Annotated in this window: 20 protein-coding genes; 3 read left to right on the forward strand and 17 right to left on the reverse strand. The window is 61.2% G+C overall.

The window, feature by feature from the left end; genetic code table 11:
- Positions 1–32 precede the first annotated feature (32 nt).
- From ACI2JX_RS04765 to ACI2JX_RS04775, 3 genes are all read right to left on the reverse strand, one after another.
- Positions 33–629 (reverse strand): amino acid synthesis family protein, encoded by a 597-nt coding sequence (locus ACI2JX_RS04765; RefSeq protein ID WP_003256068.1) that lies wholly within the window; start codon positions 627–629, stop codon positions 33–35.
- A 297-nt stretch (positions 630–926) separates the two neighbouring features.
- Positions 927–1,970 carry an LLM class flavin-dependent oxidoreductase gene (locus ACI2JX_RS04770; RefSeq protein ID WP_186555256.1) on the reverse strand — a complete coding sequence of 348 codons (1,044 nt, stop codon included), beginning with the start codon at positions 1,968–1,970 and terminating at the stop codon, positions 927–929.
- 95 nt (positions 1,971–2,065) lie between these two features.
- On the reverse strand, positions 2,066–2,551 hold the full coding sequence (locus tag ACI2JX_RS04775; protein WP_186555257.1) for a flavin reductase family protein: 486 nt from the start codon (positions 2,549–2,551) through the stop codon (positions 2,066–2,068).
- Between the two features lie 319 nt (positions 2,552–2,870).
- Here ACI2JX_RS04775 and ACI2JX_RS04780 point away from each other — a divergent pair, with 319 nt between their 5' ends.
- Positions 2,871–4,274: a cytosine permease gene (locus tag ACI2JX_RS04780; RefSeq protein WP_368973247.1), complete on the forward strand. Its 1,404-nt coding sequence runs from the start codon at positions 2,871–2,873 to the stop codon at positions 4,272–4,274.
- Positions 4,275–4,329: 55 nt separating this feature from the next.
- Here ACI2JX_RS04780 and ACI2JX_RS04785 read toward each other — a convergent pair whose 3' ends face one another.
- The 4 genes from ACI2JX_RS04785 to ACI2JX_RS04800 form a co-directional block, all read right to left on the reverse strand.
- Positions 4,330–5,295, reverse strand: coding sequence for a ribonuclease Z (locus tag ACI2JX_RS04785; protein ID WP_368973248.1), 966 nt, complete (start codon positions 5,293–5,295; stop codon positions 4,330–4,332).
- A 42-nt stretch (positions 5,296–5,337) separates the two neighbouring features.
- Positions 5,338–7,101, reverse strand: a complete 1,764-nt coding sequence (locus ACI2JX_RS04790) for an L-lactate permease (RefSeq protein WP_264233712.1) — start codon at positions 7,099–7,101, stop codon at positions 5,338–5,340.
- Between the two features lie 205 nt (positions 7,102–7,306).
- Entirely contained in the window at positions 7,307–8,029 is a 723-nt protein-coding gene (locus ACI2JX_RS04795; RefSeq protein ID WP_186555261.1) for a UDP-2,3-diacylglucosamine diphosphatase, read from the reverse strand.
- Positions 8,026–8,529, reverse strand: a complete 504-nt coding sequence (locus tag ACI2JX_RS04800; RefSeq protein WP_186555262.1) for a peptidylprolyl isomerase — start codon at positions 8,527–8,529, stop codon at positions 8,026–8,028. The genes ACI2JX_RS04795 and ACI2JX_RS04800 overlap by 4 nt, the downstream gene beginning before the upstream one ends.
- Before the next feature lie 260 nt (positions 8,530–8,789).
- Between ACI2JX_RS04800 and ACI2JX_RS04805 the strand changes: the two genes are divergently transcribed.
- Together ACI2JX_RS04805 and cysS are read left to right on the forward strand one after the other, a co-directional pair.
- Complete coding sequence (locus ACI2JX_RS04805) at positions 8,790–10,493, forward strand: glutamine--tRNA ligase/YqeY domain fusion protein (protein WP_368973250.1); 1,704 nt, start codon at positions 8,790–8,792, stop codon at positions 10,491–10,493.
- Positions 10,494–10,502: 9 nt separating this feature from the next.
- Complete coding sequence (gene cysS / locus ACI2JX_RS04810) at positions 10,503–11,885, forward strand: cysteine--tRNA ligase (RefSeq protein ID WP_186555264.1); 1,383 nt, start codon at positions 10,503–10,505, stop codon at positions 11,883–11,885.
- Between the two features lie 133 nt (positions 11,886–12,018).
- Here the strand turns inward: cysS and ACI2JX_RS04815 are convergent, their stop codons facing one another.
- The 10 genes from ACI2JX_RS04815 to ACI2JX_RS04860 form a co-directional block, all read right to left on the reverse strand.
- Complete coding sequence (locus tag ACI2JX_RS04815; protein WP_264232444.1) at positions 12,019–13,401, reverse strand: HAMP domain-containing sensor histidine kinase; 1,383 nt, start codon at positions 13,399–13,401, stop codon at positions 12,019–12,021.
- Entirely contained in the window at positions 13,379–14,059 is a 681-nt protein-coding gene (locus ACI2JX_RS04820) for a response regulator transcription factor (RefSeq protein WP_186555266.1), read from the reverse strand. Before ACI2JX_RS04820 ends, ACI2JX_RS04815 begins: the two co-directional genes overlap by 23 nt.
- Before the next feature lie 269 nt (positions 14,060–14,328).
- Positions 14,329–15,345, reverse strand: a complete 1,017-nt coding sequence (locus ACI2JX_RS04825; RefSeq protein WP_404689509.1) for a branched-chain amino acid aminotransferase — start codon at positions 15,343–15,345, stop codon at positions 14,329–14,331.
- Between the two features lie 118 nt (positions 15,346–15,463).
- Positions 15,464–15,613, reverse strand: a complete 150-nt coding sequence (locus ACI2JX_RS04830; RefSeq protein WP_264232446.1) for a hypothetical protein — start codon at positions 15,611–15,613, stop codon at positions 15,464–15,466.
- A 12-nt stretch (positions 15,614–15,625) separates the two neighbouring features.
- Complete coding sequence (locus ACI2JX_RS04835) at positions 15,626–15,985, reverse strand: hypothetical protein (protein WP_264232447.1); 360 nt, start codon at positions 15,983–15,985, stop codon at positions 15,626–15,628.
- On the reverse strand, positions 15,982–16,356 hold the full coding sequence (locus tag ACI2JX_RS04840) for a glyoxalase superfamily protein (RefSeq protein WP_186555270.1): 375 nt from the start codon (positions 16,354–16,356) through the stop codon (positions 15,982–15,984). The genes ACI2JX_RS04835 and ACI2JX_RS04840 overlap by 4 nt, the downstream gene beginning before the upstream one ends.
- A 74-nt stretch (positions 16,357–16,430) precedes the next feature.
- Positions 16,431–17,261 (reverse strand): type IVB secretion system protein IcmH/DotU, encoded by an 831-nt coding sequence (gene icmH, locus ACI2JX_RS04845; RefSeq protein WP_404689510.1) that lies wholly within the window; start codon positions 17,259–17,261, stop codon positions 16,431–16,433.
- Between the two features lie 53 nt (positions 17,262–17,314).
- Positions 17,315–18,460 carry a DUF6708 domain-containing protein gene (locus ACI2JX_RS04850; protein WP_404689511.1) on the reverse strand — a complete coding sequence of 382 codons (1,146 nt, stop codon included), beginning with the start codon at positions 18,458–18,460 and terminating at the stop codon, positions 17,315–17,317.
- A complete protein-coding gene (locus tag ACI2JX_RS04855) occupies positions 18,460–19,404 on the reverse strand; it encodes a hypothetical protein (RefSeq protein ID WP_404689512.1) in 945 nt (314 codons plus the stop codon). Before ACI2JX_RS04855 ends, ACI2JX_RS04850 begins: the two co-directional genes overlap by 1 nt.
- Positions 19,365–20,525 (reverse strand): T6SS effector BTH_I2691 family protein (locus ACI2JX_RS04860; protein WP_404689513.1); only part of this gene is annotated, 1,161 nt, incomplete at its 5' end. The genes ACI2JX_RS04860 and ACI2JX_RS04855, both read right to left, overlap by 40 nt.

The following is a 20,525-nucleotide window of genomic DNA, read 5'->3' on the forward strand; positions in this document are numbered from 1 at the left end:
TGCAGGCAATGCCCCAGCGCTTCTGGTTGTTGTTATTGAGCGTTGGCCTTCTCGGCGGCCAGTTCTTCCAGGTCGATATAGCGGTTGCCGATGCGCGGGTGCAGGCGGCCGCCGTCAGCGGCGCCCAGGACCACGACGATTTCGTCGGCGCGCGGTGCGTCTTCGATCTGCATTTCCAGGGTGATGTAGTGCGAGCGCAGGCCTTCGTCATCCTTTTGCATCATCGGGATCTGGATCGAGGTGCCAGGGCCGCCGCGCTTGTTGGTGAAGCTCAGGTAGCTCTTGGCCTGGACCGCTTCGCGGTAGTGGTTGCCAAAGCGCAGGGTGTGGATCACCGCCGAGGCGTGTTCGATTTCGCCGTCGGCGCCGACCACCGCCGCCTTGCCGTAGGCCTCGATCTTGTCGGCACCGCCGATGGCAGCGGTCAGGCGCTCGACCATCAGGGCACCCAGCTCGGAGCAGTTGGCGCGGATTTCCGGCTTCAGATCTTCAACGAACCCGCGGCCAGCCCACGGGTTCTTGATCACCACGGCCAGGCCGACCATGGTCACCGGTTTGTCGGTGGCCTTGCCGCCTTCGATGCGGGTCTCTTCGGAGTAGGTGACGATCTTGCGAATTTCGAAACTCATGGGCAGCTCCTGTGGAGGGTTATCAGGTCTTGTTGTCTGATGGTATACCATAATATTTGTTGTGCAAGAGGCGGGCGGAAATTTCTCTGCCCAGAGGATGAAAGGTGCTTTGTCAGCTCGCGCCTTTTCGCGGGCAAGCCCGCTCCCACAGGGATAGCGCGCGGGACCTGTAGGAGCGGGCTTGCCCGCGAAAAGGCCACCGCCGCTGTCACCTTGCAGCGCCAAGCAAGCAAAAAAATGCCCGCTCCTGCAGCAGCCGGAGCGGGCGCTTCCCGCAATCAATCAGGCAATGGGAATTCAGTTGAACGCCGGCACCACTTCCTTGATGAACAGTTCCAGCGACTTCTTCTTCTCGGCATGCGGCAGGCTGTTGTCACACCAGAAGCTGAACTCGTCGACGCCCAGTTCCTGGTAGTACTTGATCCGCGCGATGATTTCTTCAGGGGTGCCGATCATGGTGTTCTTGCGAATGTTTTCCAGCTCGAACGCGGGCACTTCGGCGAATTTCGACTCCGGGCTCGGCTCCAGGAAGCCATTGACCGGGGTGGTCTTGTTGCCGAACCAGGCATCGAAGGTGCGGTAGAAGCGCGAGATGGCTTGGGCGCCGATCTTCCAACCGTCTGGCTCCGCCGGGCTGTGCACGTGGGTGTGGCGCAGCACCATCAATTGCGGGCGGGGCACGTCCGGGTTGTTGTCCAGCGCGGCCTGGAACTTGTTCTTCAGGTCCAGCACTTCTTCGTCACCCTTCATCAGCGGGGTGACCATGACGTTGCAGCCGTTTTTCACGGCAAAGTTGTGCGAATCCGGATCGCGTGCGGCGATCCACATCGGCGGCATGCCTTTCTGTACCGGCTTGGGCACGCTGGTGGAGGTGGGGAACTTGTACACCTCACCTTCAAAGGCATAGTCGCCTTTCCACAGTTCGCGCACCGCCGGGACCATCTCGCGCAGGGCCTTGCCGCCGTCGGTAGCCGGCATGCCGTTGGCCATGCGGTCGAACTCGAACTGGTAGGCGCCACGGGCCAGGCCGACTTCCATCCGACCGTTACTGATCACATCGAGCAGGGCGCATTCACCGGCCACCCGGATCGGGTTCCAGAACGGCGCGATGATGGTGCCGGCGCCCAGGCGGATGTTTTCGGTGCGCGCCGCCAGGTACGCCAGCAATGGCATCGGGCTGGGCGAGATGGTGTATTCCATGGCGTGGTGTTCGCCGATCCACACGGTGCTGAAACCGCCGTCCTCGGCCATCAAGGTCAGTTCGGTGAGGTCTTCGAACAGCTGGCGGTGGCTGACCTGTTCATCCCAACGTTCCATGTGCACGAACAACGAAAATTTCATGGGGCTTTCCTCGAAGCTTGAATGTCGCGCCTGCCAGGGCAGGCGCCAGAAACCACGACAGGCGCGCCCGGCACCCATCGACAGGATAGGTGCGCTCAGGCGAAGGCGGGCAGGCTGGCCATCTTGCCGCGGCAGTAGATCATCGGCAGTGGCGCTTGCTCGGGGACGATCAGGTTCTGCACCTTGCCAACCATGATGGCGTGGTCGCCACCTTCATATTCACGCCACAGCTCGCACTCGATGATGGCGGTGGCATTGGCCAGCAGCGGGTTGCCCAGCTCGCTCAAGGTCCACTCGATACCGGCGGCCTTATCCTTGCCTTTTTTGGCGAAGGCATAGGCTTCGGCCTGCTGTTCACCGGAAAGCAGGTGAATGGCAAAGCGCTTTTTCTGCATCAGTACCGGGTAGGAGTCGGAGCTGTAGTTGGGGCAGAACAGCACCAGTGGCGGGTCCATCGACAGCGAGGAAAAGGCGCTGGCGGTCAGGCCGACGATCTGGCCGTCGTCGTCCAGGGTGGTGATGACAGTGACGCCGGAAGGGAAGGAACCCAAAACGTTCTTGTAGACGGTTGCGTCGATCATGAAGTGATCCTCTTCGCAGGAGCAGCGGTGGTCCGCTTTTTATCGTTGATGTGTCTGATGGTATACCGTAATACTCGATTTGCAAGCGGAATTTTCCGCCTGGTGAAAATCACGATAAGCGGCGCAAGGCCGCGTAAAACGTGGCTTAGCTCAAGAATCACGCTCAGCCGGGGGGCTGCTGAACCGGATCAGTTAGGTTATTTTCGAGCGGAGCAGTGTTGTCAAAAGTTTGGAATACCATAATATGGTCCGCAGCTGAGAGGCCGCCCAGAGCGGTTTCCTACAACGATAAAAAACGACCCTTTCGAGCTGAAATCCTATGTCCCAACCGTCGTCGCAACACCAGTTTGTCGAGAATCACACGGTCGATTACGTCCCACCTGCCGAGCGCCATGGGAAAGCGCGCGACCTGTTCACCCTCTGGTTCAGCACCAACATTGCGCCACTGCCTATCGTCACCGGTGCCATGGTGGTCCAGGTGTTCCACTTGAACCTGCTGTGGGGGCTGATTGCCATTGTGCTTGGCCACATGCTGGGCGGGGTGGTCATCGCCCTGGCTTCTGCGCAGGGGCCGCAGCTGGGCATTCCGCAGATGGTCCAGAGCCGTGGCCAGTTCGGCCGTTATGGCGCGTTGCTGATCGTGTTCTTCACCGCGCTGATCTACATCGGCTTCTTCATTTCCAACATTGTCCTGGCTGGCAAGTCGATCCATGGCATTGCCCCCAGCGTACCGATGCCGACGGCCATCGTCATCGGCGCCTTGAGCGCTACGGCGATTGGGGTGATTGGCTATCGCTTCATTCATACCCTCAACCGCATCGGCACCTGGGTGATGGGCTCGGCGCTGTTGGCTGGCTTCATCATGATGTTCGTCCAGGACCTGCCGGCAGACTTCTTCAGCCGGGGCAGCTTCAATCTGTCGGGCTTTATCGCCACGGTGTCGCTGGGCACCATCTGGCAGATCAGCTTCTCGCCTTACACCTCCGACTATTCGCGCTACCTGCCGCGTGAAATCGGGATCGCCAAGCCGTTCTGGGCCACTTACCTGGGGGCCACCCTGGGCACCATCCTGTGCTTCAGCTTTGGTGCCATTGCCGTGTTGTGCGTGCCGGAAGGCACCGACGCCATGGCTGCGGTCGAGCAGGCCACAGGCTGGCTGGGGCCGATTCTGATGGTGCTGTTCCTGCTCAACATCATCAGCCACAACGCCCTCAACCTGTATGGCGCGGTGCTGTCGATCGTCACCGCGATCCAGACCTTCGTGGCCCAGTGGACGCCGAGCATCAAGCTGCGGGTAGTCCTCGCAGCGGTGATTCTGCTCGGTTGTGGCCTGGTCGCGTTGAACGCGTCGGCGGATTTCATTGGCCAGTTCATCGGCTTGATCCTGGCGTTGCTGCTGGTGCTGGTGCCGTGGGCTTCGATCAACCTGATCGACTTCTACCTGATCAAGAAGGGCGTGTATGACATCGCCTCGATCTTCCGCGCCGATGGTGGGATCTATGGCCGGTTCAACCCGCACGCGATCATTGCCTACGCCTGCGGCATCCTGGTGCAGTTGCCGTTTGCCAATACCGCGCTGTATGTCGGGCCGTATTCGAACCTAGTGGAAGGGGCGGACCTGTCCTGGTTATTTGGCTTGTTGGTGACGTGCCCGCTGTATTACTGCCTGGCGACGCGTGGCCGCAGCGAAAGAGCGGCGCGCGCCTTAAGTGTGAATGAGTAAGCAGATCAGGGGCCGCGTTGCGGCCCTTGGTGGTCGTGGCTGTTAGCGAGGCCCCTCAAAGGCTGGCTATCGGCTGCAGTCGGCCTTCCCGGTCCAGGTGGTAACGCTGTAGATCCCGCGCCAGGATCAGCTGCCCGCTGTAATGGGCCAACGCCTCGGCACGCACATCATCGATCGAGGGGCTGCGCTGTGGATTGTCCTGGTAGCGGGCACTGAAGTGGGTCAGCACCAGGTTTGGCACCCCCGCAGCGTGCGCGAACTGTGCGACAGCGGCGGCAGTGCTATGGCCAAAGTTCGACTGTGCACGTGCCAGGATGGGCTGGGTGAAGGTCGCTTCATGCACCAGCACATCGGCACCTTTGGCGACCTCGGCCAACAGCTGCGGCGAATCGTTGTCGCCACAGACGATGACGCGTCGTGGCGGGCGCGAGGGCTTCAGGTAATCCTGCGCAGCGAGCTGTTGGCCGGCGTGCTCGACCGAGCGGCCCTGGGCCAACTCACCCCACAGCGGCCCACGGGCAACGCCATCGGCCAATAGCTTGTCGGTATCCAGGCGCGGCTCTGGATTGATTTCGCTAAACACGAAGCCATAACTGGGCACCCGGTGCGACAGCTCGACAGTGCTCACCTGCACCTGGGCGCTGCTCCAGTGCTGGAGGGTTTCCACGGCCTGTAGGTGCAGCTCGAAGGGCAGGTAGGTCTGGCTCACGGCCAGGCTTTGGCGTAGCCAGTCGTGCAAGGCCAGCGGCAGGATCATCGGCAGTGGTTCGCTGCGCCCAGACATGCCGGCACTGGCCAGCAAACCGGGCAGGCCATAGCAGTGATCGCCATGCACATGGGTGATGAAAATGGCGCGCAAGTCGCGCATCGACAGCGGGGTGTGCAGCAGTTGGTGTTGCGTGCCTTCGCCGCAATCGACCAGGTACCAGCCTTTGCCGGATGCCTCGATCACGGCCGTGGCGCTGACATTGCGGGCCTTGGTGGGCACCCCGGAGGAGGTGCCCAGAAACTGCAGGTCCATTGCAGGATCCTCTACGGATAAATCGGCATTTTACCCAGACTTTCAGCCGCCGCCGACCACCATCGCCGTGAACGGCGCCACGTACGCCTGCAAGGTCACCAGCCCGCCGACCAAAATCGCCAGGATCACCGAGTGGAAGAACACATAGCGCAGGATCTCGCCTTCATGCCCATACCAGCGGGTCGCGGTGGAGGCGACCACGATCGATTGCGCATCGACCATCTTGCCCATCACCCCACCCGAGCTGTTGGCCGCAGCCATCAGTACCGGGCTCAGGCCAAGTTGCTCGGCGGTCACCCGCTGCAGCCCGCCGAACAGCACGTTGGAGGCAGTGTCCGAGCCGGTCAGGGCGACCCCCAGCCAGCCCAGCAGGGTGCCGAACATCGGGTAGAAAATGCCGGTGGCGGCAAACGCCAGGCCCATGGTCGCATCCAGCCCTGAGTAGCGCGTGAGAAACCCCAGGGCGAGCATCGCGACGATGGTGATCAGCGAATAACGCACCACCCAGATCGTGCGCAGGTACTGCTTGGCCAGGGCTAGCGGCGAGTAGCCCATCAGCAGGCCGCCGACAATCGCCGCCAGCAAGATCCCGCTACCGGTCGAGGTCAACCAGGTGAACTTGTACACCGCGTCCTCTTTTTTCGGCGTGGGCACAACAGGCGGGACTTTTTCGATCTGCTGGTGGATGGCCCCGAACGTGATGCTCGGGGCGAAGATCGGGTTGGCTTCACGCAGCGGCTTGCCCTGCGCGTCCATCATCACTACGCCTGTGGCAGGGTCCAGCGCGGGGCGGGTATCGAACAGGTTCTTGAAGCTGGCCGTGCCCCAGGCGAAGACGAATACCGTGAGGATGATCCAAGGCATCCACGCCCGCAGCACCGTGCGCCGGTCCGATTGGCTGAAGGCCAGGGTATCGCCAGCGGGCGCCTTGGGGTCGGCTTCGACCTTGGAATTGTCCACCCGCCCGGTGAGTGCCGCAGAGGTGTGCACCGTGGCCGGTTTCCACACCCGCAAAAAACCGGTCAGGCAGGCCATGGAGATCAGTGCGGCGATCACATCCACCAGCATTGGCCCGTGGTAGTTCGACACCAGAAACTGCGGAATGGCGAAGCTGACCCCGGCCACCAGAATCGCCGGCCATATCTCGATCGTCTTGCGCCAGCCGGCAAACGCCCAGATCAACCAGAACGGCACGATCACCGAGAAGAACGGCAGCTGTCGACCGACCATCATCGACAGCTCCATCTCATCCAGGCCGGTGACCTTGGCCAGGGTGATGATCGGCGTGCCCAGAGCGCCGAAGGCGACGGGCGCGGTGTTGGCGATCAGCGCCAGGCCCGAGGCGGCCAGGGGCGAAAAGCCCAGGCCGATCAGAATCGCCCCGGTCACCGCTACCGGCGTGCCAAAGCCCGCCGCACCTTCGAAGAAGGCGCCGAAGCAGAACGCGATCAGCAACAACTGCAGGCGGCGGTCGTCAGTGATGCGTGCAAGCGAGTCCTGCAGCACTTTGAACGAGCCGTTTTCGGTGGTCAGGCGGTGCAGGAAGATGATGTTGAGCACGATCCAGCCAATCGGCAGCAGGCCGTTGGCCGCGCCGTACAACGCCGCAGAGCCTGCCATGTTGGCGGGCATGTCGAACGCCAGGATGGAGATCAGCAAGGCCGACGCCAGGGCGAGCAGGGCGGCGATATGCGCTTTGATGTGGAAGAACGCCAGTGCCGCCAGCATCACCACGACGGGGACTGCGGCCATGAGGGTGGAGAGCCAGGGGCTCCCGAACGGATCGTAGATCTGCTGCCAAACCATCTGCCACCTCGCTTGTTGTTATGGGAGGTATTGCATTGAATGGGCGGTCGGCACTGCAAGGACGCCAGATGCAGTATAGGAAGGATTTGTTCGCGTGCAGTTGCAGGGCAGCAATGTGCCGTTTGCATTCATTTGCGTTGGATCAGCCCTGGCTTGTTCGCGGGCAGGCCGCCAATCAAGCCAGGGCTGTGCAGCGACAAGCAGATCAGTTGAAGTCGAACGGGGCCAGCTGGAAGCCCTGTTCATCGACCTGCAACGCCCAGCCGCGGCGGTCCCAGTCGCCGAGCACGATACGCCGTGCTGGCTGACCATCGACCACCAGCTTGTGAATCGCCGGCCGGTGGGTATGCCCATGCACCAGCGTACGCACGCCGTGCGCAGCCATCACCAGGGGCACTTGCTCAGGCGTAACGTCGACGATCTCGGTGTTTTTCATGCGCGTTTGCGACTGGCTTTCGCTACGCAGCTTGCGCGCCAGCTTTTGCCGGGTGGACAGCGGCAGGTGCCGCAGGATCCACAGGCTCAGCGGGTTGCGCAGGTAGCGGCGCAGCTTCATGTAGCCCAGGTCGCGGGTGCACAAGGTATCGCCGTGCATCAGCAGTACGGGCTCGCCACCCAGCTCGACCACGCAAGGGTCGTCCAGCAGCGTGGCGCCAGCAGCCTTGCAGAAGTCCTGGCCAAGCAGAAAGTCGCGGTTGCCGTGCATCAGGTAGATCGCCGTTCCAGCGTCGCTGAGCTGGCGCAAGGCCTGGCAGATCGACTGCTGGAAAGGGCTCATGGCGTCATCGCCGATCCAGGCTTCAAAGAAGTCGCCCAGGATGTACAGCGCCTTGGCGTGACGCGCACGGCCTTCGAGCAGATCAACAAACGCCCGGGAAATGTCCGGGCGTTCTTCTTGCAGGTGCAGATCAGAGATCAGCAGAATCACTCAATGATCTCGGCTTTCTCGATGATCACGTCGTCTTTCGGCACGTCCTGGTGGCCGGCCTTGGAACCGGTAGCAACGCCTTCGATCTTGTCGACCACGTCCTGGCCTTCGGTCACTTTACCGAACACGGCGTAGCCCCAGCCCTGCACGTTCTTGCCGCTGTGGTTGAGGAAGTCGTTGTTCGAGGCATTGATGAAGAACTGCGCGGAGGCCGAATGCGGCTCCATGGTACGGGCCATGGCGATGGTGTACTTGTCGTTCTTCAGGCCGTTGTCGGCCTCGTTCTGGATGCTTGGCTTCTTGTCGCGTTTTTCGTTCATGCCTGGTTCGAAACCGCCGCCCTGGATCATGAAGCCCTTGATCACACGGTGGAACACGGTGTTGCTGTAGTGGCCTGCTTTGACGTATTCCAGGAAGTTGGCAACGGTCAGCGGGGCCTTTTCGGCATCCAGTTGCAGGACGATGTCGCCGTGGTTGGTGCTCAATTTGACTTTGGACATGCTGAAATTCGCTCTATCAAGGCATTTTGGAAATAGGGTGCACAGGTGCGCATATTGTCACCTGACGCAGGATCGGGCGAGCGCGACACAAGTGCGCAGCGGCCATTTTGCCGGATTACGCTACACCGTCGCGATAAACACTGCGATAAATCGTGCCACTTTGTCGGTGTCCGGCTGTCAGCAGCTTGACTGCTTCGGCTATGATAGGCCCTTTGATTCAATAGGCCTACCCAGGCCGAATACGTGCATTCAAGGATCCTATGAGCAAGCCCACTGCCGACAACGCGCCCAACGCCGCTGCCAAAGGCGCTCCCGCCGTCCCTGCGAACTTCCTGCGGCCGATCGTCCAGGCCGACCTGGACTCGGGCAAGCACACGCAAATCGTCACCCGCTTCCCGCCGGAGCCTAACGGCTACCTGCACATCGGCCATGCCAAGTCGATTTGCGTCAACTTTGGCCTGGCTAAAGAGTTCGGCGGCGTCTGCCACCTGCGTTTCGACGACACCAACCCGGCCAAGGAAGACCAGGAATACATCGACGCCATCCAGGATGATGTCAAGTGGCTGGGCTTCGAGTGGGCAGGTCCGGTGCGTTACGCCTCGCAGTATTTCGACCAATTGCACGACTGGGCCGTAGCGCTGATCAAGGCGGGTAACGCCTATGTCTGCGACCTGACGCCTGAGCAGGCCAAGGAGTACCGGGGCAACCTGACCGAGCCTGGCAAGAACAGCCCGTTCCGCGAGCGTAGCGTCGAGGAAAACCTCGACCTGTTCGCGCGCATGAAGGCCGGCGAGTTCAAGGACGGCGAGCGGGTGCTGCGGGCCAAGATCGACATGGCCTCGCCGAACATGAACCTGCGCGACCCGATCCTCTACCGCATCCGCCATGCCCACCACCACCAGACCGGTGACAAGTGGTGCATCTACCCCAACTACGACTTCACCCACGGCCAGTCGGACGCGATCGAGGGCATCACCCACTCGATCTGCACCCTGGAGTTCGAAGGTCATCGTCCACTGTACGACTGGTTCCTGGACCACCTGCCGGTGCCGGCCCATCCGCGCCAGTACGAATTCAGCCGGTTGAACCTGAACTACACCATTACTTCCAAGCGCAAGCTCAAGCAGCTGGTCGACGAGCAGCACGTGCATGGCTGGGACGACCCGCGCATGTCGACCTTGTCGGGCTTCCGCCGTCGCGGCTACACCCCGGCATCGATCCGCAACTTCTGCGAAATGATCGGCACCAACCGCTCCGACGGCGTGGTCGACATGAACATGCTCGAGTTCAGCATCCGTGACGACCTCGACCGCAATGCACCGCGCGCCATGTGCGTACTGCGTCCGCTGAAGGTGGTGATCAGCAACTATCCAGAAGGCCAGGTGGAAAACCTCGAGCTGCCACGTCACCCCAAAGAAGACATGGGCGTGCGCGTACTGCCGTTCGCCCGTGAGTTGTACATCGACCGTGACGACTTCATGGAAGAGCCGCCAAAAGGTTACAAGCGCCTTGAGCCAAACGGTGAAGTGCGCCTGCGCGGCAGCTACGTGATTCGCGCCGACGAGGCGATCAAGGACGCCGCTGGCAACATCGTCGAACTGCGCTGCTCGTACGACCCCGACACCCTGGGCAAGAACCCCGAGGGACGCAAGGTCAAGGGTGTGATCCACTGGGTACCGGCCGCCACCAGCGTCGAATGCGAAGTACGCCTGTACGATCGCCTGTTCCGCTCGGCCAACCCAGAGAAGACCGAGGAGGGCGGCAGCTTCCTGGACAACATCAATCCAGACTCGCTGCAGGTGCTGACCGGTTGTCGTGCGGAACCTTCCCTGGGCAACGCCCAGCCTGAAGACCGTTTCCAGTTCGAGCGCGAAGGCTACTTCTGCGCCGACCTGAAAGACACCCAGCCGGGCCGCCCGGTGTTCAACCGCACCGTCACCCTGCGTGACTCCTGGGGTAGCTAAGGAATCGCCGTGCTTAACATCTACAACACGCTGAGCAAGACCAAGGAAGCCTTCAAGCCGCTCGATGGCAACAAGGTGCGCATGTACGTCTGCGGCATGACCGTCTACGACTACTGCCACCTGGGCCACGGCCGCAGCATGGTGGCGTTCGACCTGGTCACCCGTTGGCTGCGTAAAAGCGGCTACGACCTGACCTACGTGCGCAACATCACCGACATCGACGACAAGATCATCAACCGCGCCAACGAGAACGGCGAGACGTTCGATGCGCTGACCGCCCGTATGATCGACGCGATGCACGAAGATGAGCGCCGCCTGAACATCTTGCCGCCCGATCAAGAGCCACGTGCCACCGACCACATCGCCGGCATGCACGCCATGATCCAGACCCTGATCGACAAGGGCTATGCCTACGCACCGGGTAACGGCGACGTGTACTACCGGGTCGGCAAGTTCGTCGGCTACGGCAAGCTGTCGCGCAAGAAGATCGAAGACCTGCGCATCGGCGCGCGCATCGAAGTCGACGAGGCCAAGCAAGACCCGCTCGACTTCGTCCTGTGGAAGGGCGTCAAGCCCGGCGAGCCGAGCTGGGAGTCGCCATGGGGCCCGGGTCGTCCGGGCTGGCACATCGAGTGCTCGGTGATGTCCACCTGCTGCCTGGGCGAGAGCTTCGACATCCACGGTGGCGGCAGCGACCTGGAGTTCCCGCACCACGAGAACGAGATCGCCCAGAGCGAAGCGGCCACCGGCAAGCAGTACGCCAACGCCTGGATGCACTGCGGCATGATCCGTATCAACGGCGAGAAGATGTCCAAGTCGTTGAACAACTTCTTCACCATCCGCGACGTGCTCGAAAAGTACCACCCGGAAGTGGTGCGCTACCTGCTGGTGGCCAGCCACTACCGCAGTGCGATCAACTACTCCGAAGACAGCCTGCGCGATGCCAAGGGCGCGCTGGAGCGCTTCTACCACGCGCTACGCGGCTTGCCGCGGGTGGCTGCGGCTGGTGGTGAAGAGTTCGTCGAGCGCTTCAGCGTGGCGATGAACGACGATTTCGGTACGCCGGAAGCCTGTGCGGTGCTGTTCGACCTGGTGCGCGAAATCAACCGCCTGCGCGACAGCGATCCGCAGGCCGCCGCTGGCCTGGCCGGTCGTCTGCGTGAGCTGGGCGATGTGCTGGGGGTGTTGCAGCTGGAGGCGGATGACTTCCTGCGTGCCGGTGCCGAAGGCAAGGTCGATGCAGCGCAAGTGGAGGCGTTGATTCAGGCGCGTTTGCAGGCACGTGCTGACAAGAACTGGGCGGAGTCTGATCGGATTCGTGACCAGATCACGGCCATGGGCGTGGTGCTGGAGGACAGCAAGGGCGCGACTACCTGGCGTCTGGCTGACTGATCTGGCATTTTGGGGCCGCTTTGCGACCCTTCGCGGGCAAGCCCGCTCCCACAGGGACCGCGCATGCCTAAGGGCGGCGCAGGCCTTGTGGGAGCGGGCTTGCCCGCGAAGGATCGCAAAGCGGCCCCAGGCTTCAACTGGCCAGCGGGCAGTGCAGCACCAACCTTGCCCCGCCTAGTTCACTCTCGCCAACCTCCAACCTAAACCCATGCAAATCCACGATCGCCGCCACGATCGACAATCCCAGCCCAAACCCCGGATGCCGGTGACCTTCGTCACTGCGATAAAACCGCTTCAACACCGCAGCCCGTTCCTGCTCGGGAATCCCCGGTCCACTGTCCTCGATGGCGATATGCACGCCCTCGGCATCCTGCCGGGCGACGATCCTCACCTGGCCACCCGCTGGGGTGAACTTGATGCCATTACCCACCAGATTGGCCAACGCCTCGAACAGCAGTTCGCGATCACCGTGCAGCGCCGCCAACTGCGCCGGCTGCTCCAAGCTCAGGCGAATGCTGCCATCCTCGGCCAGCGGCAGGTAGAAATCATGCAGCTCGACTAACAGTGCATGCGGATCGAGTTCGACGAACCCGGCCCGGCGCTGGCGGTCTTCCAACTCGCTGATGCGCAGCAGCCCACGGAAGCGTGCCATCAGCGTGTCGGTTTCACCAATGGCCTGGTCCAGCGCTTCGGCCTGCGGCGAATCATCGCCACTTTGCTGACGAATCCGGTAAAGCTGGGCGCGCAGGCGGGTCAGCGGTGTGCGCAGATCATGGGCAATGTTGTCGCACACACCCTTGACCTCGTGCATCAGCCGCTCGATGCGATCGAGCATGGCATTGACGATGGCGGCGAGCATGTCCAGCTCGTCGCGGCGTGCGGACAGCGGCAGGCGGTGGGTCAGGTCGCCGGCCACGATCAATTCGGCGCTGGCCTGCACTGCGCGGATGCGCTTGAGTGGGCGTCGGCGCAGTAGGTACCAGCCGGCAAAGCCTGGGATCAGGGTCAGCGAGATGCCCCAGAGCAGGGCGTCGAGGATGATCCGGGTGACCACGAACAACGAGCCATTATCGCGTAGCAGCACCAGCCAGCGGCCATCCTGAACCTTGATCGCCACGGCATCGCAGCTGTCGCTGAGCATGTGTGGGTCATCCGCGTCCAGGCAACGCTTGAGCTCATGGATCTTGCCGTCCAGCCCCAACTCCGGCGGTATGCTGCGGATCCGCCCGCCAATCGGGTTGAGCTGGGCGTCGAACAGCCCGTAGGCGTCAAAGCTACGCTCTTCGAAGGCCTGGCTGGCAATCAGTGCATCGTCCAGCTGCTTGCCGCTCATGTGGGCGAACAAGTGCTGGCGCTGCAGCATCGAGTGGCGGGTGAGTTTGTTCAGGTAGCTGGAGACCTCGAAGTACAGCACCCCCATGAGGATGCTGCTCCAGGCCACGAACAGAAAGCTGTACAGCGCCAACAGGCGGCTGGTCGAGGAGCTCCAGCCCTTAGACGGGTTCAGCAATGGCATAGCCCGAGCCCCGTACGGTACGGATCAGCGGCGACTGGCCGGGCGAGTCGATCTTCTTGCGCAAACGCCCAATGTGTACATCGATCAGGTTGGTGCCGGGGTCGAAGTGATAGCCCCAGACCTCCTCGAAGATCATCATCCGAGTGATCACCTGGCCGGAATGGCGCATCAGGTATTCCAACAGCTTGTACTCGGTAGGCAGCAGGTTCAGGGTCTGTTCGCCGCGGCGTGCTTCGTGGCTAATCAGGTCCAGCTCAAGGTCGGCGACCTGCAGGCGGGTCTGGGTCATGGGCACGCTGTTGCGCCGTAGCAGCACTTCGACCCGGGCGGCCATCTCGTCGGAAGCGAATGGCTTGGTCAGGTAGTCATCGCCGCCAGCGCGCAGGCCGCGCACCCGCTCGTCGACATCGGACAGGGCGCTGATCATCAGGATCGGCGTGGCGATCTTGAGGTTGCGCAAGGTTGTGACGATGGTCAGGCCATCGACCTCGGGCAGCATGCGGTCGAGGGTGATCAGGTCATAGCCACCGGCAATGGCCTTGGACAAGCCTTCCCGGCCGTTATCGGCCCAGTCCACCTCAAGGCCGTGGCTGGACAGTTCAGCGACGATTTCCTGGGCGGTGACGGCGTCGTCTTCGATGGTCAGTACGCGGGTCATGCTGGTTCCTGGGCGGCGAATGGAGACTTGATTGTGCCAAAGAATAGACAAACGGCGATTTAAGAAAAATTCATCTGCGCGACTGATAGGAGGCTTTCGGGTTCTGTGGTGATGGTAATGGCCTCATCGCGGGGCAAGCCCGCTCCCACGGAGGTTGCAGGAGCATTCGAGGGAGCGGGCTTGCCCCGCGATGAGGGCAGCACCGCCACCACAAAAAAATGGGGCATGCCAGCGCTGGCATGCCCCATCGTTCACTGTGTCGCGAAGTCTCAGGCGACCTTGACGATCCAACCTGCCGGCGCTTCGACGTCACCGCTCTGGATGCCGGTCAGCTCGTTGTACAGCTTGGTGGTCACCGGACCGACTTCAGTCTCGCTGTGGAACACATGCAGCTTACCGTTGTACTGAATGCCCCCGATCGGGGTAATCACCGCAGCGGTGCCACAGGCGCCAGCCTCGACGAAACGCTCCAGGTTGTTGATCTGTACGTCGCCCTCGATCACTTTCAGGCCCAGGCGCGATTCGGCCAGCTCCATCAGCGACAGGCGGGTGATACCTGGCAATACCGAGGCCGACTTGGGCGTCACGAACTCGTTGTTGGCGGTAATGCCAAAGAAGTTCGCCGAACCGACTTCCTCGATCTTGCTGTGAGTCAGCGGGTCGAGGTAAATGCAGTCTGCGAAGCCGGCTTTCTTGGCTTCGTAGCCAGGCTGCAGGCTGGCGGCGTAGTTGCCACCGACCTTGGCCGCGCCAGTGCCTTGCGGCGCGGCGCGGTCGAAGTCAGAGATCAGGAACTTGTGCGGGGTCATGCCGCCTTTGAAGTACGAGCCGACCGGAATGGCGAAGATCGAGAAAATGAACTCCGGTGCGGTGCGCACACCGATGTTGTCACCCACGCCAATCACGAACGGACGCAGGTACAGGGCACCTTTGCCGTGCGGCGGAACGAAGCGCTCGTTGGCCTTGACCACCTGCTTGCAGGCTTCGATGAACTGTTCGGTCGGCACGCGCGGCATCAGCAGGCGGTCGCAGCTGCGCTGCATGCGCAGGGCGTTCTGGTCGGGGCGGAACAGGTTGATCGAGCCATCCTTGCAACGGTAGGCCTTCATGCCTTCGAAGCATTGCTGGCCATAGTGCAGAGCAGTCGAGCCTTCGCTGATGTGCAGCACGTTGTCTTCGGTCAGGGTGCCCTTGTCCCACTCGCCATCGCGAAACACGGACAGGTAGCGCTTGTCGGTCTTGATGTAGTCGAAGCCAAGCTTGTCCCAGTTAATCTCGTTACTCATGACACCCTCGTTTGTCTTGCAGATGCCCGATCGCTCAGGCTGCTGTTATTTGCGCACCTCGCCACGATAATACATCCGCCGCAGATCGGAAACGCCCAGTCATAGATTCACCGCCCAGTCACAGCCGCAGATTGCCGGTTGGCTGCAAGCGTTCGATAAAGGCCAGGTCATGCGCAACCACCCGCATTGCCCCGCGAAACTGGCCGAGCATCAGTTCCAGCGCGTGCAGCGAAGGCAGGTCGAGATGAGTGTTCGGCTCGTCGAGCACCAACAGCGCCGCTCAGCGCCCCAGCAAACGCCGATCCCAGTCGCCAGCATGGCTGCGCTGGCACGCTTGCTCGCTGTCGAAACGCACGTGCCAGGCGACATGATCCAGGTGCACGCCAGCCTCGCTCAGGGCCTTGGCAGTCAGCTCGAGCATGCGCGCCTTGGCAGCTCCTGCCACGGCGGCGTCCTTGTCGGCTTCTTGTTCGAATACCCAGGTGATGCGCAGGCTGGCAGGAAAGTTGTCTGGCGCAAGGCGGTGGGTTAGCCAGGTGAAGCCGACGATCTCGCTTTTGGCGGTCTCGCAGGCTTCGGTCAGGCAAACCACCAGCTCACGCTCCAGGCGGGCCAGGTCGCGTTTGCTCAAGGCCTTCATTGAGCGCTGTCGTCAATCTGCTGGCAGAAGCGCAGGCGATTGCCGAACGGATCCCAGATCTGCATCTGCAAGCCCCAGTCGACGGGCTCAGCCTCGGGGCGCGAATAGCCATATTGCTTGGCCTGCAACTCGCGCTCCAACGCTCGCAGGTCTTCCACCCGGGCAAAAATGGTGGCGCCGGGCGAGGCATCGCCGTGGTGCTCGGAAAGGTGCAGGATCAGGCCATCGCGGTGGATCTGCGCGTACAGCGGCAGGTCTGGCGAGAAACGATGCTCCCAGTCGAGTTGAAAACCGAGGAAGTCGAGGTAGAACTCCTTGGCCTTGTCGACCGAGAAGATGCGCAGGATCGGGATAGCTGGGGCGAGGTGCATGGGACGTCCTTGGTCATTGGCGAGCCGCTACTGTAGCGCAGTTCGTGCTCGTCTCAGCCGGTTGCGTTCAATGCCTACTGCAGAATGCCATTGAGCGATTGCAATACTTCATCGGTAATCATCTGCAAGCGATAGCTGTAGAAGCCGTACAGCGCGGCCAGGGCCACAGCGCTGATCAGCAAGGGGCTCCACCATGGCCACTGGCGCTGCATGCGAAAATTGCGCGGGGCAACATTGTGCGATGAGTCTGCAAAGAACTCGGGTGTCGGGCCCCGGAGCTCGCGGATGATCGCGTGCAACTTGACGATCAGTGCTTGTACAGCCTCGTCACCCTTGGGTTCGATAGCGTATTTGCCCATGAGGCCCATGCACAAACACAGGTACATGAACTCCAGTACGTCCTGAAAGCGTTGCGGCTCCTGCATCATGCGCGACAGCACGGTAAAGAACTTCTCCCCGCCCCAGGTTTCCTGATGAAAGTCGCTCAGCAATGGCTGTTGGCTCCAGCTGGAGTTCTTGCCCCAGTCCGTCCGCATCACGGTCTCGTCAAGATACAGGCACAGCGAGTACGAATAGGCCAGCAACTGGGTCGGCTCATACGCGTGTTGGCGCATTTCCTCCAGGATTTGGTTGATCTGGTTGTGAACCTGTTTGTACAGCTGCGCAATATCGCTGTGGCCGTCCAGCGTTTGCAGACGCATCGCCAAGCCAAATAACGGCATTGCTGCATCGATCATCTGATTGCTGAAGGCGCCACGTAATTGAAATTGAAGGTCGGCGGCATAGAGCGGGGCGTGTGCTTCGGGGCGGGATTTGATTGTGGGTGGCGGGGTGTGCTCGGCGTCTTGGAAGTTTATGAGTAGGCCAGCGCCCAGCGCATCCTGCTTGGTGTTTTGCGTGGTCATCGATTATTGCTCCTAATTCTGTAGGGGGGCCGGGCTTTGCGTCTGGTTGCTGGTTACGAAGGCTTAGGTTCGGCTTTGCGGGTATGAGAGACCTTGCGCGGTTTCTTCTCCGGGCGTTGACCCGGGCGTACGGCCCAAAGGTGGGCGTTTTCTCTTAGGCGCTGCTGAATGTGCGGTGGATAGTCGGCAAGGGTCGTCAACGGCGGTACAGGCTTGCCTGGCATGCCGGCTTGGCGAATGATCTTGGGCCAGCGCGGTTTCCAACACAGCAGCAGGCTGAGCCAGTGGCCGGTGCCGATGATCAAGAAGGCGGGGGAGATCAGGACCAGGCCGACCTTGATGAGCTTCGAGGCATTGCGGAAATAGTGCGTGACCCCTTCGAACTGCGGGGTGAACGCTTGCCATGGCCAGGGGAAGTGCGAGGTGATGCGCGGGCGCGGTAGTCCTTCGGGGCCTTCGTCCATGAAGCGGCGGATGAACTCCCACTCGTCGCGGATTTCTCCGTGATGGTTTGCTGATTTGCCGACCCAGGCAACTTCTGTGCGTAGCGTCCCGGTAAACGGGGGAGACCAACAGAGGGCAAGGGGGACACCTATACCGCCTGCCACTGCATACTTGTCAGCGGAACCACTTGAAGTCACCCCTTCCCACGGCAGTGTGACGATCCCGCCACAGTAGCTTGGGCGATGTAGATACACCTGTTGAGTGATACGGTTGAAACGGATCAATAGGTGACGGGAAGTGAACATCTCGAGTCGGGTGAAACGTAGGCAGTATTTCAGATAAAACCAAGTGGTGGGTAGTGTAAGTATGGTGAGCCACGTGGCCATCCACAAATATCCCGTTGCGATATCCCCTGTGCTATGGAAATAGTCGATGGTCCAGATAGTGCCCGCGATAATGCCGATGAAGCCGTTAATGATTAAGAAAATTACTGTGGCGGACAAGATGCTGATGAATCCCCGTTTTTCTTCAAACATGCCGCTACGCATTTCAAGTATGCAGTTATTGAATGCGTAGACGGGGCCGCGACTTTTGGGGGTTTCACTGGCTCTAAGTTTTGCTGCAGCCATTCCCTCTTGTTCGTCGCTTTCGTATACGCATACCTTTTTGCGTAACCTTTGCGTTCTCGTATCCTTTTTACGCTCTTCTTCTGGTATGAGTGAAGCCTCCCAGGCGCCCCATTCAAAAAAATACATTACAAGGCCTCGCTGATGGCATTTAAAAAGCCAGATATTTCATCTTTGTCGGACTTGTAACGAGCTCCGCTGTGTTTGAGGCTAAAGCAACATTTGTCGCACCACTGTTCCAGCGCGTTATCATCCACCAGCAGTAGATATAGAGTCGCACTCAGTGCTATGGCTCCACCAATCCACCCCAGCCGGCTAAGCAAGAGCATTAATGTTCGGTTTGCAGCAAGTCGGTTGGATAAGTAAGAAAGTTCAAGAAGGGTAAATCTAAGCTGAGCGTATCCAGGTTTTAAGGATAGCCATTGGAAATACATACCCGCTTGCGAAAATGCGACTCCACCTTGTCCGATTACGAGCGCTCCAGTTGCCAGCGCTCGCAGCGAGTAGGCTGTTCCCAGCCTGGTGGAGTGATCTCCTAGAGCTTTTCCTTGGTCAAAGTTAGTCTTCGCATCAGCAAAATCCCAAAAAATACTAACAATCCCTCCCGCAGCCGCCATCCCCGCTCCCCACAAGCGAAAGCGCCCCAGGCTGACTTGCGCCCCCCGCGCCGCTGCCGAGCCTCGGCCTACAGTGGCCAGCGCCTGTTCGGTCCCCACCGCGAGTAACTCCATCCCCGCCGCCGCACTGGTCAACCCCGCAGCTGTCACTTCACTCCAGAACCGCCGGTCCTTGTTGTCCCGCTGCCCCTGCAGCAACAGCAGGCTCGACTCAAGCAGCAACAACCCACTGGCGACCCGCAATCGGTAGAACGCATTGCTCTGCGCGCCTCGCACACTGTCGACGTAGGCTTGCTCCAGGCGGCGCACGATGGGGGCGGCGACGCGTCCGGGGGAGGGGGTGCGGCCATCCTGGGCGTGTTCGGCCAGGCGCAAGTTCAACGCCTGTTCACCCAGCGAGGCCACCAGGTAGGCAGTCAAGCGTCGATGCAGCCGGTGGTCGCTGCTGTTGGGCATGCCTGCTGCAGGCTTTCTCGCCCCAGCTGGCCCAGCCAGGCCAGGGCGCCAGCGGTGTTGATCTGGCTGTGCTCGGCAAGCTGATCGAGGTGGCCATCGACGCGGCTGAACTGGGCAGCCAGTTCCTTGGCCTGCTTGAGCGTGGTGTCGAGCATCTGCCACGGGTCGGCGGGCGCCTGCAGGTTGGCGAGCTTCACCCGGGTTTGTTCCAGCACCTGGGCGATGTCGCGCTGGTTGAACACGAACGAGCGCAGCGCCAGGTTGGCTGGGGTCATTTCTTCGGCTTGCCACCACTGGGCCAACAGGCGTGCGCCGGCTGGCACCGCTTCCATGCCGATGACACACAAGCCGCTCTGGTGAGCGAAGCGCAGCCCACTGTTGAGGTCGTTGTCGTCGTAGTAGGCCAATGCCTCCAGCAAGGTGGGGCTGAGCAGCCAGGCCAGATGGTCGTCGGCGCGTGCCTCGGCCAGTCGTTGCGCTTCTTCGCTCTCCTGGCGGAACCAGCCAAGCTGCACGCGCATACCGCCCAGGTTGACCCGGGGCAGGTAGCGTTGTTCGAACTGTTTGGCGAACTCGCCTCGCTCGGCGCGAGCTTGCAGGTCTTGGCGCACCAGCTCGCTGTTGATATCGACGAGGGTGTCCTTGAACTGATTCCAGCCTTCGCGGTTCATCCCTGGCAGCAAGGCTTGATCGCTGTCTTTGAGCTGTACGCGCAAGGTTTCGGCGTGCCGGCCCATGAGCGCGGCGACCTTGCGTTCGCTGAACTGCTGGTGCAGCTCGGTGAAGGCTTGGGCGACCAGGGTCTTGCGCTCGTTGCTCGGCCCGGGCTTACCGTCGGGGCCGGCCGGCTCGGTGGTTTCCAGCCAGTCCTTGAGGTGTTCAAGACCGGCGTTGCGCCAGGCATTGAGCTCTTGGGTGATGCCGATGGCATCTTCGACCACCAGGGCAACCCCGCGTGGCTTGAGCGGGTCTGCCATAGGCCTGAGCATCTGCCGGACGCCGGCCAGGGAGAGGACGCTGGGTGTACTGAACAGTTGGCGCTGGAGCAAGGTGCGCAGCTGCGGATCGTACTCGGCGGCAAAGTCGGCGACTTGTTCGAGCTGGTCATGGGTCAGCACATG

Source organism: Pseudomonas sp. NPDC088890 (assembly GCF_044900155.1).
Taxonomy (GTDB): Bacteria; Pseudomonadota; Gammaproteobacteria; order Pseudomonadales; family Pseudomonadaceae; genus Aquipseudomonas; species Aquipseudomonas urmiensis.